Annotated in this window: 12 protein-coding genes; 9 read left to right on the plus strand and 3 right to left on the minus strand. The window is 40.6% G+C overall.

Annotated features, from left to right (window positions below; translation table 11 throughout):
* Nucleotides 1–31 precede the first annotated feature (31 nt).
* Together gltX and MKL62_RS02740 are read right to left on the minus strand one after the other, a co-directional pair.
* Entirely contained in the window at nt 32–1540 is a 1509-nt protein-coding gene (gene gltX / locus MKL62_RS02735) for a glutamate--tRNA ligase (protein WP_000868420.1), read from the minus strand.
* A 116-nt stretch (nt 1541–1656) separates the two neighbouring features.
* Nucleotides 1657–1956, minus strand: coding sequence for a hypothetical protein (locus MKL62_RS02740; protein ID WP_000690905.1), 300 nt, complete (start codon nt 1954–1956; stop codon nt 1657–1659).
* Nucleotides 1957–2352: 396 nt separating this feature from the next.
* On the opposite strand from MKL62_RS02740, the gene MKL62_RS02745 reads away from it, so the two are divergent.
* The 9 genes from MKL62_RS02745 (at nt 2353) to MKL62_RS02785 (ending at nt 11927) form a co-directional block, all read left to right on the plus strand.
* On the plus strand, nt 2353–3354 hold the full coding sequence (locus MKL62_RS02745) for a sulfate ABC transporter substrate-binding protein (RefSeq protein WP_004833657.1): 1002 nt from the start codon (nt 2353–2355) through the stop codon (nt 3352–3354).
* A gap of 222 nt (nt 3355–3576) precedes the next feature.
* Nucleotides 3577–4500 carry a 16S rRNA (cytosine(1402)-N(4))-methyltransferase RsmH gene (gene rsmH / locus MKL62_RS02750; RefSeq protein ID WP_000018346.1) on the plus strand — a complete coding sequence of 308 codons (924 nt, stop codon included), beginning with the start codon at nt 3577–3579 and terminating at the stop codon, nt 4498–4500.
* A complete protein-coding gene (ftsL, locus tag MKL62_RS02755) occupies nt 4500–4832 on the plus strand; it encodes a cell division protein FtsL (protein WP_000842465.1) in 333 nt (110 codons plus the stop codon). The genes rsmH and ftsL overlap by 1 nt, the downstream gene beginning before the upstream one ends.
* An 11-nt stretch (nt 4833–4843) precedes the next feature.
* Nucleotides 4844–6676, plus strand: coding sequence for a penicillin-binding protein PBP3 (ftsI, locus tag MKL62_RS02760; protein WP_000227936.1), 1833 nt, complete (start codon nt 4844–4846; stop codon nt 6674–6676).
* A gap of 3 nt (nt 6677–6679) precedes the next feature.
* A complete protein-coding gene (locus tag MKL62_RS02765; protein ID WP_000218540.1) occupies nt 6680–8179 on the plus strand; it encodes a UDP-N-acetylmuramoyl-L-alanyl-D-glutamate--2,6-diaminopimelate ligase in 1500 nt (499 codons plus the stop codon).
* Nucleotides 8180–8187: 8 nt separating this feature from the next.
* A complete protein-coding gene (locus MKL62_RS02770; RefSeq protein WP_000557504.1) occupies nt 8188–9588 on the plus strand; it encodes a UDP-N-acetylmuramoyl-tripeptide--D-alanyl-D-alanine ligase in 1401 nt (466 codons plus the stop codon).
* Entirely contained in the window at nt 9589–10707 is a 1119-nt protein-coding gene (gene mraY, locus MKL62_RS02775) for a phospho-N-acetylmuramoyl-pentapeptide-transferase (protein ID WP_002062162.1), read from the plus strand.
* A gap of 60 nt (nt 10708–10767) precedes the next feature.
* Complete coding sequence (locus MKL62_RS02780; protein WP_000169599.1) at nt 10768–11100, plus strand: DUF7709 family protein; 333 nt, start codon at nt 10768–10770, stop codon at nt 11098–11100.
* Between the two features lie 2 nt (nt 11101–11102).
* The gene (locus tag MKL62_RS02785) at nt 11103–11927 is read left to right on the plus strand and encodes a putative RNA methyltransferase (protein WP_002125608.1); all 825 of its coding nucleotides are present in this window, start codon (nt 11103–11105) and stop codon (nt 11925–11927) included.
* Nucleotides 11928–11944: 17 nt separating this feature from the next.
* Here the strand turns inward: MKL62_RS02785 and ponA are convergent, their stop codons facing one another.
* Nucleotides 11945–14500, minus strand: coding sequence for a penicillin-binding protein PBP1a (ponA, locus tag MKL62_RS02790; RefSeq protein ID WP_000736677.1), 2556 nt, complete (start codon nt 14498–14500; stop codon nt 11945–11947).
* Nucleotides 14501–14613: the final 113 nt, after the last annotated feature.

Consider the following 14613-nt stretch of genomic DNA (forward strand, 5'->3'; position numbering starts at 1 on the left):
GAATGCGCTCACACGTCAATAAAAAAATGAATTAAGCTTCGCTAGTTGCTTCATTTTTCGGCAATTTTAAACTTTCATTAAGCTTTTCCCAGTTTTTTACCTCTTTTTTACTCGGTGCACCTACAATTTCTAGCGCATGTCGTAAGCGAGCAAAGGTTAAGTCAGGGCCAAGCGTAACCATTGACTGCATAACTGGTGTTGAACTTGTTGAGCCAGCAATTGCAATAAAGAACGTTGGCATGAAGTCACGTAATTTAATGCCCATCTGATTTGCCAAATCCATTAAAGTTTGACTAACTGTGTCGTTATTCCAAGTAAACTGACTTTCAAGACGCCAAATTGCGAATTGTAAACTTTGACGAACTTGCTCTTGAGACAATTTTTTACTTTCAAACATTTCAGCCGTAATTTGTGGCATATGGTTAAAGTAGAAACCAGCCCAATTTACAGCTTCGGAAAGTAAATTAATACGTGGTTGAATAGCGGCAGCAATGTCTTCTAAAGTGCTGCGATCACTTTTCCATGTCAATAAACGGTCTAATAGTTGTCCTGGGGTTAACCCTTTAATCCATTGACCATTTAACCAATTGAGTTTTTCAACGTCAAAAATTGGCCCACCTAGTGATACGCGTTGAATATCGAAGTTATCCATCATGTCTTGTAATGTGAAAACTTCTCTTTCATCCGGCATTGACCAACCCATACGGCCTAAATAGTTGAGTAAGGCTTCTGGTAAAACGCCGATATCACGGTAGTAGTTAATTGAGGTCGGGTTTTTACGTTTAGATAACTTCGATTTATCTGGATTACGAAGCAACGGCATATGGCAAAGCGTTGGCATTTCCCAACCAAAGTATTGGTAAAGCAATTGATGCTTCGGTGCAGACGGAAGCCATTCTTCACCACGTAATACATGCGTGATTTCCATTAAATGGTCATCAACAACGTTAGCTAAATGGTAGGTTGGTAAACCATCTGTTTTAAGAAGCACTTGCATATCGACTTGTGCCCAAGGAATTTCAACTTCCCCACGCAGTAAGTCGTTAAATTTACATACGCCTTCTTCAGGCACTTTCATACGGATAACATGAGGTTCACCCGCTTCAAGACGTCGAGCTACTTCTTCTTGAGACAGCTTTAAACCACGACCATCGTATTTTGGTGTTTCGCCACGAGCTTGCTGCTCGGCACGCATTTGGTCAAGTTCTTCTGCTGTAGCAAAACAATAAAAAGCATGACCTTTTTCAACAAGTTCTAACGCGTATTGCTTATAAATTCCCATGCGCTCTGATTGGCGGTAAGGAGCGTGAGGACCACCTACATCCGGACCTTCAGACCAATTTAAGCCTAACCAGCGTAGAGAGTCTAAAATCATTTTTTCAGATTCTGGCGTAGAGCGAAGCTGGTCTGTATCTTCGATTCTTAAAATGAATTCCCCGCCATGCTGTTTCGCAAAACACATATTGAATAGGGCGATGTAGGCAGTACCAACATGTGGGAAACCGGTAGGAGAAGGTGCAATACGAGTACGAACTTTCATAGTTAATGGGTCAAAATAAAAATTGGAACTATTATAACGAAAAAGCCCAGTATTCTGACGTTTTATTTAACGACAGTCTGGGCTGAAATTGAAACGATGAGGGGTCGTTTCAAATATTAAGAAGTGTGTGGCTGGAAGATTGCCTGAACAAAACGTGAAAAACGTTCATGCTGTGCTGCAAGAAAGTTTTGAGTTGGTGTAACACGGATAGTATTAAGTACTTTTAACTCATCATCTGTTGATGGAAGTACAATAGTGTTACGTTTTTGCTGATCTAAAGCTTTTTCAATAAGTGAAGACTGTTTATCTGAAAGACTTTTACTTGGTGTATCTTTCAGTACGGCTGCTGTAGACAGTTGCGATGCAAAACTAAGCACCAAACCCAAGCTTAAAGCTTTTCCATAATGAATTTTCATTTTCTATTCATCCCCTCAGTACATTTCGTCTATTTTTTGAGTTTAACCAAATGTAAAATTACGGTAACGCTACGATTCAAACATAAATTTTAATAAAAAAGTAGAACTATGTCACACTTTTTACAAAAAATACCTTTATTTTACGCTGGTACCTTTAAATGTAGCCTATGTGTATCCATTACGTCTCATTATTTAACAAATTAATATGTAGATAAAGTGAAGACTATAAATAAACTATAAGAATAATTACAAAACTTTTCAAAAAGGAGAAGGAAAAATTAGAGTTAACTATATCTTTTAAAGTGATTAGTAAAACATTTATTTATATAACTATTTGATTGAAAACTAAAAAAATAAAAATATAGTAGACGTTAAAAGTAAAAGTGGTTTTTATAAATGAAAAGAATAGCAATAATTGCAGTCGCTACGTATATGGGGTTGGCGGTAAGTGCTGTGCAGGCGGCGACTACATTTTTAAATGTCTCTTATGATCCAACTCGAGAGTTTTATCAGGAATATAATCAGGCATTTGGTAAGTTCTGGAAACAACGTACCGGGCAGGACGTGGATTTTAAACAATCCCATGGAGGCTCAGGTAAACAGGCTCGCGCTGTAGCAACTGGTCTTGAGGCAGATGTGGTGACCTTAGCCTTAGCCAATGATATTGATGAAATTGTAAAAGCAGGCTTTATCCAGCCAAACTGGCAAAAAGAATTCCCTAATAATTCTGCACCGTATACCTCTACAGTTGTGTTTTTAGTACGAAAAGGCAATCCAAAAAATATTCGTGATTGGAATGATTTAACTAAATCTGGTGTCGAAATTATTACGCCTAATCCAAAAACGGGTGGGGCACCGCGTTGGATTTATCTTTCTGCATGGGGATATGCTTTAAAGCAGCCGGGTGGAAATGATGCTAAAGCCAAAGAGCTGGTTAAAAAACTTTATCACAACGTTAAGGTGTTAGATTCGGGAGCGCGAGGCTCGCTTACTACATTTGCTGAGCGTGGAATTGGAGATGTTCTACTTTCTTGGGAGAACGAAGCACTATTGGCAACGAAAGGTCTCGATAAAGATAAATATGAAATTGTTTACCCATCAATTTCAATTTTGGCGGAACCATCTGTTGCCATTGTTGACAAAACAGTCGACAAAGACGGTAACCGTACTTTGGCAAAAGGTTATCTCAACTTTTTATACTCACCTTTAGGTCAAGAGTTGGCTGCTAAACACTATTTCCGTCCTCGCAACCCTCAAGTTGCTGCTAAATATGCAGCACAATTCCCAAAAATTAAATTATTTACGATCAATGATGTTTTTGGCGGTTGGGCAAAAGCTCAGAAAACCCATTTTGCCAATGGAGCTATCTTTGATCAGATTTATGATGGAAAGCAGTAGATAAAATTTTGGTAGAGTAGAAGTTTAAAAATTAGTTTACTTTTTTATAGTGAAGCAAGTGAGCCTGAAAAGGTGAGCTTGCTTTTTTGTTTTGCTTAAAAAATGAAAAGAAAACGGTTTTCTCTATGAAAAATTAATATTTTCCTACAAAAAGCCGTTTGGTGTTAGCCATAAACAAGGTGATAATGTGCAGTTACATTTTTACGCTATGATTTAACTCCTATGTCGCATATTTCTGTCTTACTTTTTGAGACCGTTGAAAGCTTATTGGCAGATCGCACAACTGGGGTGTATATCGATGCAACCTTTGGACGAGGTGGGCATACGCGCTTATTATTGTCGAAACTCGATGAAAACGCCCGAGTATATGCTTTTGATAAAGACCCTCAAGCTCTGGAAGTTGCGGCTGCTTTAGCACAAGAAGATCCAAGATTTACGATTATTCATGCAAGTTTTGCTGATATTAAGGAAAAAATGCAGGAAATTGGGGTGCAAAGTGTCGATGGAATTATGGCAGACTTAGGTGTGTCCTCTCCTCAACTCGACCAGGCTGAACGCGGCTTTAGCTTTATGCAAGATGGCCCGTTAGATATGCGTATGGATAACTCTAAGGGATTGACTGCTGCCGAATGGTTACTTGAGGTAGAAGAGGAAGATTTGGCAAATATCATTTATCAATATGGTGAAGAACGATATAGTCGCCGTATTGCTAGGGCAATTAAGCAGGCCGGAAAATTGGATACTACGGCGCAATTGGCTGAAATAGTAAAAACAGCCCATCCAAAATGGGAAAAGCATAAACATCCGGCGACCCGTACGTTTCAGGCAATCCGTATTGCTATTAACAAAGAACTAGATGATATTGAAGTATTTTTACCGCAAGCTGTAGACTTGCTTAAACCAAAAGGGCGTTTGTCTGTGATCAGCTTCCATTCGCTTGAAGATCGGTTGATCAAACAGTTTATTCAAAAAGAATCAACTCTAGCAGAAGATTCTGGTTGGGGGATGCCTCAACAGCAGGTTGATACGAGAAGATTAAAGAAAATTTCACGGGTTCGTGCGAGTGAAGAAGAAGTAAAAGCGAATCCACGTTCACGTAGTGCATGGCTTCGGGTTGCTGAACGCTTGGAACAAAAAGGCGCGTAATGAAAAGCAGTGATGAAATCGAAACCACAGAAAATAAAGTGGTCAAAAAAGTTGTGGTATATGCAGTCATGGTGGCATTGGTTTTTATCAGTGCCATGATGGTGGTATTTCAAGTGTTTGAATACCGTCATGATTATAGAGAGTTAAGCTCTTATATGCGTGAACGTGATGACCTCAATGCTGAATGGGGGCGTTTATTGATTGAGCAACAAACATTTGGTGCGACTGCTCAAATTGGTACACGTGCTGTGACACAATTACGAATGTTTTCGCCACCTGCTGCAGAAACGGTGGTAATTTCTTTACCGATGACCTCAGAGCAAAATAAGTAAGGCCTTGCTGTATGGTAGATAAGCGAACAAAGCAAACACGAAAAAAACAGCAGTCTATTTCGGAAAAACCAAGTCTTGCCTTTGATATGTGGCGGTTTTATCTGCTCTGGGCGGTAGTGCTACTGTGTTTTGTGGTATTAATTGCACGTGCATTTTATGTTCAAGTCATTAATAAAGACTTTTTGCAAAATAAGGCCAATGCCAATATTTTGCGTACTGAACGTATAGAGGCTATGCGTGGAGTGATTAGTGATCGCCACGGTGTACCTTTAGCGATTAGTAGTCCAATCATGAAAATTGTGATTGATCCGCGTGATTATTTTGAGACCAAGCATTTATATGATCAAATTACGGCTGAACTAAAACAAGATCCAAACAACCGTAAATTAAAACGCCAATTGCCAGATAAAAATTTAAATCTTGATGAACTTGCCGACGTGGTGGGTGTTGATCGTGCTGATCTTAAAAAACAAATGAATGCGCGTCCGCGTTCTCGCTATCTTGTTTTGAAAAAAGAAGTACCTCCTCAGCAAGCTGACCTCATTATGAAAGGTAATTTCCAAGGGGTGTATGCAGAAAAAACTTATAAACGTTATTACCCGCAACCTCAGCCAAATGCTCAAATTATTGGTTTAACCAATAGTGAAGGTCAAGGGATCGAAGGCTTGGAAATGCAGTTGAATAAGCAACTGTCAGGTGTAGACGGTGAGCAAAAAATTATTCGCGATAAGCGTGGCAACCGTTTAAAAGTTTCTGAGGTAATTCGTGAGGGTGAACCAGGTGAAAATATCACTTTAAGTATCGACTCACGTTTGCAGTACATTATGTACCGTGAATTAACGGCTGCAGGTGTGGCTAACAATGCGCGTTCAGCAACGGCGATTGCAGTTGATGTTAAAACGGGTGAAATTCTGGCAATGACCAGTTGGCCATCTTATAACCCGAATGATAAGAATGGCTTATCAAATAAAGATGCTATGCGTAACCGTGGTGCGATCGATATGTTCGAGCCAGGTTCAACCATGAAACCTTTTACTATTTCTGCAGCTTTAGAAACTGGTCAATATACGCCAAATACGATTGTAAATACCTCTCCTGGCTCAATGCGTTTAGGCTGGCATACTATTCGTGATACCCATAACTACGGGGCTTTGACCGTAAGTGGTGTCATTATTAAGTCTTCAAACGTGGGTTCTGCAAAAATTGCATTATCACTTCCGAAAGAAACCTTGCCGAGCTTCTTTAATCGTGTTGGTTTTGGTAAGCGTTCTGCAGTAAGGTTCCCCGGGGAAAGTTCAGGTCTGGTTTTACCTGTTAATAAATTAAATTCTTCTCAAATCGGGACCATGGCATATGGTTATGGCTTAAACGCGACAATCCTTCAATTGGCTCAAGGTTATGCCATGCTTGCAAATCATGGTGTCAAAATGCCATTAAGCTTGCATAAACTAGATCAGCCACCTAAAGGTGAGCAAGTTTTAAATCCGAAAATTGCCGATCAAGTTTTGTTAATGCTTGAGCAAGTGACTATGCCGGGTGGTACTGCAAAACAAGCCAATATTCCTGGTTATAGGGTAGGTGGTAAAACAGGTACTGCACATAAATTGCGTGCAGATGGTAAAGGATATTCAAATAATGAGTATCGTGCCTTATTTGCGGGTGTCGCACCAATTAGTGATCCACGTTTAGCCGTTATTGTAGTGGTGGAAAACCCACAAGGTCGCTATTACGGTGGTTTGGTTGCCGCTCCAGTTTTTGCTCGTATTATGCAAGAGTCGTTGCGCTTAATGAATGTGCCGCTTGATAAGCCACTTAATACTCCAGAAAATCCTATTCGCAGGTAAGCTATGACTGTTTCTTTTCAAGAAATTCATCCGATCGAAATTGATGCTCAATGGCCTCAACAGCCATTTCACGGCTTTAGTTTAGATAGTCGTAAAGTTGAAACGGGCCAAATTTTTATTGCTTTGACAAGTTATAGCCAGCCTGAAAAAACGCGTACATTTGCTGAAGCGGCTTTAGCAAATGGAGCGTTGGCTGTCATTAGCGAAACCGAATTAGGTGTAGCAAATGAATGGGTATGCCCTGATGTGCGTCAGCGCATGGGAGAGTGGCAAAAACGTTATTTGCAACAAGCTGATGTAGTAAAACCTCTACGGGTTATTGCTGTAACAGGCACAAATGGTAAAACAACAATTTCTCGTTTAATTGCTGAGTTAATTAGTTCACAACAGCAGCGCTGTGCAGTGATGGGGACAACAGGGAATGGTATTTTACCGCACTTAACGCCTTCTACGCATACTACCCTCGACGCTCTACAGTTACAAAATGCGCTACATGATTATGCTAAACAGGGAGCAACCTTTGCTTCTTTAGAAGCAAGTTCACATGGTCTTGAACAGGGGCGATTAAATGGTTGCGATATTGAAATTGCTGTTTATAGCAACTTAAGTCGTGACCATCTGGATTATCACGGCACTTTAGAAGCTTATGCAGAAGCGAAGGCGCGTTTATTTCAGTTTAATTCGTTAAAAGTCGCTGTTATTAATTTAGATGATGCGCATGCTGACTTGATGATTAAGTCTGCCCAAAATAATCCAGCACAACCTAAAATTTTGACTTACTCACTAACTCAAGATACAGCTGATTATTACATTGCCGATTTAAGCTATAGCTTGGCGGGTGCAACTTTTAATTTAGTAAGTCAGCAAGGTTCATTTGCGGTAGAAAGCCCATTATTAGGTCATTTCAATGTTGAAAATTTAATTGCCGCACTCATCGCTGCTGAGCAAGCTGGTTTCGATTTACAGGCATTGGTTAATTTTGTTCCTAAACTAATTGGTGCGCCAGGCCGAATGCAAGTTATTCGTGATGATGAGCGATTATTTGTAGTGGATTATGCGCATACACCAGATGCATTGATTCAAGTGCTTAAAACATTAAAGCGTCATGTTTCGAATCAGCTTTGGGCGGTGTTTGGATGTGGTGGTGACCGTGACCGTGGTAAGCGTCCACTCATGACTCAAGCAGCCTTAGATGGCGCAAACCCTGTTATTCTGACTTCAGATAATCCAAGAACAGAAGACCCTGAACAAATTTTTGCTGATATGAAGCAAGGAATCGATTTTTCAGGGCATCGTATGCATGAAATTCATGACCGCCGTGAAGCAATTAAATTTGTTGCAGAGCAAGCTCAAGCTGGTGACATTGTAGTGATTGCCGGCAAAGGACATGAAAATTATCAAGAAATTAATGGTGTGCGTCACTGGTTTGATGATGTGGTTGAAGTGCGTTCCGCGATTGATGCCCAACATCATACGGTAGATGCTGCTTACCCTGCACAATAGGAAAAATTATGCATACTTCAACCACCAGTACCGTGCCTTTGGAACCGTGGACAGCTCAACAATTACAACAGGCAACACAGGGTTACTGGCATAAAGACCAGATCCCTCAAACTGAAATTAAACGTATTTTGACTGACTCGCGTCATGCAGAAAGTGGGGATGCCTTTTTAGCACTAAAAGGTGAACGTTTCGACGCGCATAATTTTGTCGCGCAAGTGGCTGCAAATGGTTGCCAAGTCGCTATTGTCGAGCGGCCTATAGATGCAGAAATTGCTCAGCTTGTAGTTGCCGATACTCGTTTGGCTTTGGGGCAGCTTGGTGCGTATCGTCGTGAACAAAATGCTCAATTGAAAGTAATTGCTTTAACGGGCAGTAGTGGTAAAACCACCACCAAAGAAATGCTAGGAAGTATTTTGTCTCGTTTAGCACCTACATTGATTACCCGAGGCAATTTAAATAATGACCTTGGTGTGCCGATGATGTTACTTGAGCTTCGAAAGGAGCATCAGTATGCGGTGATGGAACTTGGTGCAAATCATCAAGGTGAAATTGATTACACATCAAAAATTGTTCAACCGCATGTTGCTGGCATTTTAAATATTGGAACTGCTCATTTGGGTGAGTTCGGCGGGCGTGATGGCATTTGCCGTGCTAAATCAGAAATCTATCGTCATATTTTACCTCAGGGCGTTGCTATTGTTCCACAACAAGATGACTTTACCGCTGAGATTCGTGAAGCAGCCAAAAGCCATCAAATCATGAGCTTTGGTGCTGGTGGTGATGTCTTTGCTACAGAGATTGAATTGTTGCCACAATCTGCCAATTTCCAGTTACATACGCCTCAAGGTTCAAGTTTTGTAAGACTGCCATTTGCGGGTGAGCACAATGTGCAAAACGCAACTGCAGCAGTAGCATTTGCTTTGGCGTTAGGTGTTAGCTTGGAAGATATCGTAAAAGGTCTAGAGCAAGCACAAGGTGCAAAAGGTCGTTTGAATTTTATTCAAAAAGCGCCTCATTTATTTATTGATGATACTTATAACGCCAATCCAACATCTATGCGTGCTGCGGCACAAGTATTACTTCAGCAAAATGGCATTAAAGTCATGGTGATGGGGGATATTGGGGAGTTAGGTGATAGCAGTTGGCAAGAACATCACGATTTAGGTCGCGATCTTGCTGAGCTTCCTTTAGACCATATTGTTGCAGTTGGGCAGTTTGCCTCAGCAGCTCTCGAAGGCGCAGGTCTTCATTCTACTAAATTGAAAGCATTTCAGACTCAAGCTGAGGCGCTTCCATTTTTAATCAATCTAATCCAAACACATCAACCCCAGTCCATGAGTTTCCTGTTTAAAGGTTCTCGCTTTACTCATATGGAAACGTTGATGGCTGATTTGATGGAGAAACTTTAAATGCTGTTATGGTTGTTTGAACAACTTGCGGGCTATCACAGTTCGTTTCAGGTTGTTCGTTATTTAACATTACGTTCTTTACTCAGTGTATTAACGTCACTGACCATTGGTTTGGTTCTCGGACCAATCATGATTCGTAAATTACAAGCGTTAAAATACGGTCAGGCAGTAAGTTCGTTTGCTCCTGAAAATCATGCTAAGAAGATGGGCACACCGACGATGGGTGGGATTTTAATTCTGCTCTCAATTGGTATTAGTACTTTATTGTGGGCTGATTTATCTAACCCTTATGTTTGGATTGTACTTGGTGTAATGGTTGTGTTCGGTGCGGTTGGCTGGGCAGATGACTGGATTAAAATTCGCTATAAAGATAATGCAGGTCTATCTGCCCGTAAGAAGTTTTTCTGGACTTCTGTCGCATCGCTCGGTGCTGGTATTGCGTTATATTTAATTGCTACACAACAATCTAATGCAGAATACACAGCAAATATGCTGGATTTATTGATTCCTTTCTTTAAGAATCTTTCAATTCCGCTTTCTATTGTTCCTTTAGGTTTAGCATTTATTGTATTTACCTATTTAGTAATTAATGGTGCATCTAATGCGGTTAACCTAACTGATGGTTTAGATGGTTTAGCCATTATGCCAGTGGTTATGGTAGCGACGGGCTTAGGCGTATTTGCTTATTTATCTGGTGATATTCGTTTTGCCAACTATTTGCATATTCCATATGTTAAATACACTTCAGAACTTGTGGTGATCTGTTCTGCCATGATTGGTGCGGGTTTGGCATTTCTTTGGTATAACGCACATCCGGCGCAAGTCTTTATGGGGGATGTGGGCGCTTTAGCTCTAGGTGCAATGCTTGGAACCATTGCCGTTATGGTTCGCCAAGAAATCGTATTCGCAATTATGGGCGGTGTTTTCGTTATGGAGGCGGTATCGGTATTCCTGCAAATCGGCTCATTACGAATGCGGAATAAACGCGTATTTTTGATGGCACCTTTGCACCATCACTATGAAAAACAAGGCTGGAAAGAAACCCAAGTAGTCATCCGTTTCTGGATTATTACGATTATGCTGGTTGTTTTAGGCCTAATGACCTTAAAATTGCGCTAGAACTTATTTTGGTGTCAATATAAAGCCAGTTTCTACTGGCTTTTTTTATTGGAGAGGTAAATGACAAAAGTTGCTGGTCTAGACCAATTATCTGTAATTAATCAAAAAGTAGTTGGAGAGGGCGAAGTCTTACCTCAAGTTGTACTTAAAGATGGAAGTCAGGTGCAAACAGGAACTGTCGCGACGATGCTGCATAATATTGAACTCTATAATGCGGGGCAAAGAGGGCAAATTGAAGAAGAGTTGAAGATCGCAATTCCAACTTTAATTAAAGTGGGCTTATTTGATTTGTTTGAAGTAGAGGAATGGATTAAGGGAACAAATGCAGGCCGTACATTTGTTGGAATGCACGCTAAGGCTTATTTACAACAAAAAGAACAAGAGAATAATTAAACGTGACTACGCAAAATTTAATGTGCCCTGTATGTCGTCAACGACTTGAGCTGGTAAGCAAAACATGGCGGTGTGAACAGGGCCATAGCTATGACATTGCAAAGCAAGGTTATGTGAACTTACATGTTGTACAACACAAACATAGTAAAAATCCGGGAGATACTCCTGAGTCTGTAGATGCGCGCCGTGCTTTTTTACAAGGTGGCTATTATCAACCTTTACAGCAAGCAGTAGTTCATTTGCTGAAGCAGCTTAAAGCTAAAACGGTACTTGATATTGGCTGTGGTGAGGGCTATTACACCAGTGCAATGCAACAGGTCGTTGAACAGTGTATAGGTGTAGATATTGCAAAAAATGCAGTACAACGCGCAGCAAAGTTAAATGACAAAGTGACATGGGTGGTTGGTACAGGAGCAACTTTACCGGTCATCGATCAAAGCATGGATGTGTGTACGAGTCTTTTTAGCCCGATTCCCCAAACGGAAATTCTGCGTGTTTTAAAAGATGATGGTTATTTAATTGTTGTGACCCCGGCAACCAATCATTTGTATGCGATGCGTGAGGCGTTGTTTGAACAGGTTAATCCTCACACACCACAGAAATTTGTTGAACAATTGCAAGATTTATTTGAGTTGAAAGAACAGCAAGTTATTGATGCTCCTTTAGTACTTGACCAGCAGGCTTTAAAAAATCTTATTGCTATGACTCCCTATGCTTATAAGGCATCTCCAGAACGTCGTATGCAATTAGAACAGAAAGCACACTTACAAGTGACCGCATCTTTTCAAATTTATCTTTTTCAAAAGCGTAATAAAAAAGCCATCTAACGATGGCTTTTTTATTTTTATTCAATTTGATTAATCAAGTTTTCTAATTCATCTTTTTCACGCTTCGGCGCTGCCCCTTGCGAAGGTTTCATCGCTGGAGGTGTTGTCTTGGAAGGAATCACAATTTCCTCACCCGGTAAGTCATCGAAGTCATTATTGGTGGTTTTAGGTTGTGGTGGTGCAGGACGATAGAGTGGGCGTGCTAATGGAGGGGCAGCACGATAGGTTTTCTTATCGCCTACTTCAGTTGTGACTTCTTGCTTATCGCGAGAAATAGGTGCCTGAGCATCTTTTTCTAAACGAACCCAAGCAGCTGGTGTACCTTGCAATGCTTGACCCATAAAGTTAATCCAGATTGGTAGTGCAGCAATACCACCATACTCACGGCGACCAAGTGTAGTCGGCTGGTCAAAACCAACCCATGTTACAGTTACTAACTTGCCATTAAAACCTGCAAACCATGCATCTTTTGCATCGTTAGTCGTTCCTGTTTTACCTCCTAAATCACTACGGCCGATCTTGAGTGCAGCACGACCTGTACCATGCTCAATTACGTCACGTAAGATATTTGCCATGTCATAAGCAGAGCTTGATTTTAAAATGCGCTGAGCTTGACGATATTGACTGTTATTTTTGTCCGTCTGTTTAAGATTGAGTTGTTTGGTTGTCTTTTCTTTCTGCTCTAGCTCTTTATTTGTGACTTCAACAACTTGATCGTCTGGAGTAGTTACCTGTGCATCGTCAGTTGTCTCAGGAGCATTAATACATGGAATACATGCATATTCTGGCTTGGCTTCGTAAATGACTTTACCGTATGCATCTTCAATACGCTGAATAAAATGCGGTTGAACGCGGTAACCACCGTTTGCAAATGTTGCATAACCAGTTGCCATTTGAATTGGTAATACTTGAGGCGTACCTAAAGCAATGGTGTAGTTACGTGGAATTTGATCCTCTTGTAAACCAAAATCCATGAATAATTGGCGAGTACGTTCAATTCCTACAGTTTGTAAGAGTCTTACTGAAACCGTATTACGAGACAAATACAAAGCACGACGTAATGGGATCATGCCTAGGTAGCGACCATCAGAGTTTTTCGGTGTCCACTTGCCAATCGTAATAGGGCTATCATTCACCATGCTATAAGGTGTCATGCCACGTTCTAATGCTAAAGCATAGAGGAATGGTTTGATGGTAGAACCTGGCTGACGCCAGCCTTGTAAAGCACGGTTAAATTTTGATTGATAGAAATTATAACCACCTACAATTGCTTCAATTGAGCCATCGTTTGGGTTAATTGCAATGAGCTGACCTTGAACTTTTGGTACTTGAACTAGTGACCACGCAGTTTTAGCTTCATTTGGGCGTAAACGAACAATATCTTTAACTTTAACAATTTGAGATGCACGAGAAGGTGCTGCACCTACGCTATTTGCATTGCGATAGGGACGGGCCCATGACATGCCGGACCATTGCACGGTTACTGTTGAGCCATCTTGCATTAATGCTTCAAAAGAGCTGCTATTTACCTTGGTGACTTGCGCCGGATAAGTGTTGGCATATGCTCTAAATTCGCTTAATGGCTTATCATGTGCTTCTGCACCACGCCAGCCATGACGACGGTCATAAGCTTCAAGACCGTCCTGCACAGCTTTTTCCGCAATCGCTTGGCGTTTCGCATTAATTGTTGTGTAGACTTTATAACCAGAATCAATTGCTTGTTCACCAAAATGTTTTACAAGCTCTGAGCGGACCATTTCACCTGCGTAAGGGTGAATATTATTTAGGTCACGGTTGGGCATATTCAAATTGATTGGCTCTGCAACGGCCTTTTGATATTCCGCTTGAGAGATATAACCAAGTTGAAGCATTCGGCCTAAAATCCAGTTGCGACGTTCAAGTGCACGCTCAGGGTTAACAACTGGATTATATTTAGATGGTGCTTTAGGCAAGCCGGCAATCATGGCCATTTGGGCAATGCTGAGCTCATTAATGCTTTTGTTGTAGTAAATCTTTGCAGCCGCTGCGATACCGTAAGCATTTTTACCTAAGAAAATCTTATTTACATAGAGGCTTAAGATGTCTTCTTTAGATAAGTTTTGCTCAATTTTTCGAGCCAAAAAGATTTCTGTTAGTTTGCGTTTTAATGTTCTTTCTGGACTTAAATAATAGTTCTTTGCGACTTGCATCGTGATGGTTGAACCACCAGTTTGTACATCAGAACCCGTAACACTTTCACTCAAAGCACGGCCTAAACCTTTAAAACTAATGCCGCTATGTTCAAAGAAAGAAGAATCTTCTGCTGCTAGAAATGCATGAATAAAATTAGGAGGAATTTGTTTGTATTCAACCGGAATAGAAAGTTTGCCACCGTATTCAGCAATGAGTTGATTGTCGGCTGTATAGACTTGCAATGGTTTTAAAAGCGGTGCTTTTTTTAGTGAACTCATTTCCGGAAGCGTTGGGGCAATATAGAGATACATGCCATAGAATCCCATCGGAAGTGAGACTAAGATAATAATAATGATCAAAAAAATTGGACGCACGAAGCCCAAACTGGATAGCTTTTTCATGATAAGTAAGCTTTAATAAGATCGAATACAAACTAATTGTGGTCAGTATAGCCTTTAGACATGCGGATTGTTAGATGAGATATTGTATCCGTGTAAAAATAAAGACCGAGATT

It is taken from the genome of Acinetobacter sp. AOR01_HL (assembly GCF_027855455.1).
Classification (GTDB): domain Bacteria; phylum Pseudomonadota; class Gammaproteobacteria; order Pseudomonadales; family Moraxellaceae; genus Acinetobacter; species Acinetobacter baumannii.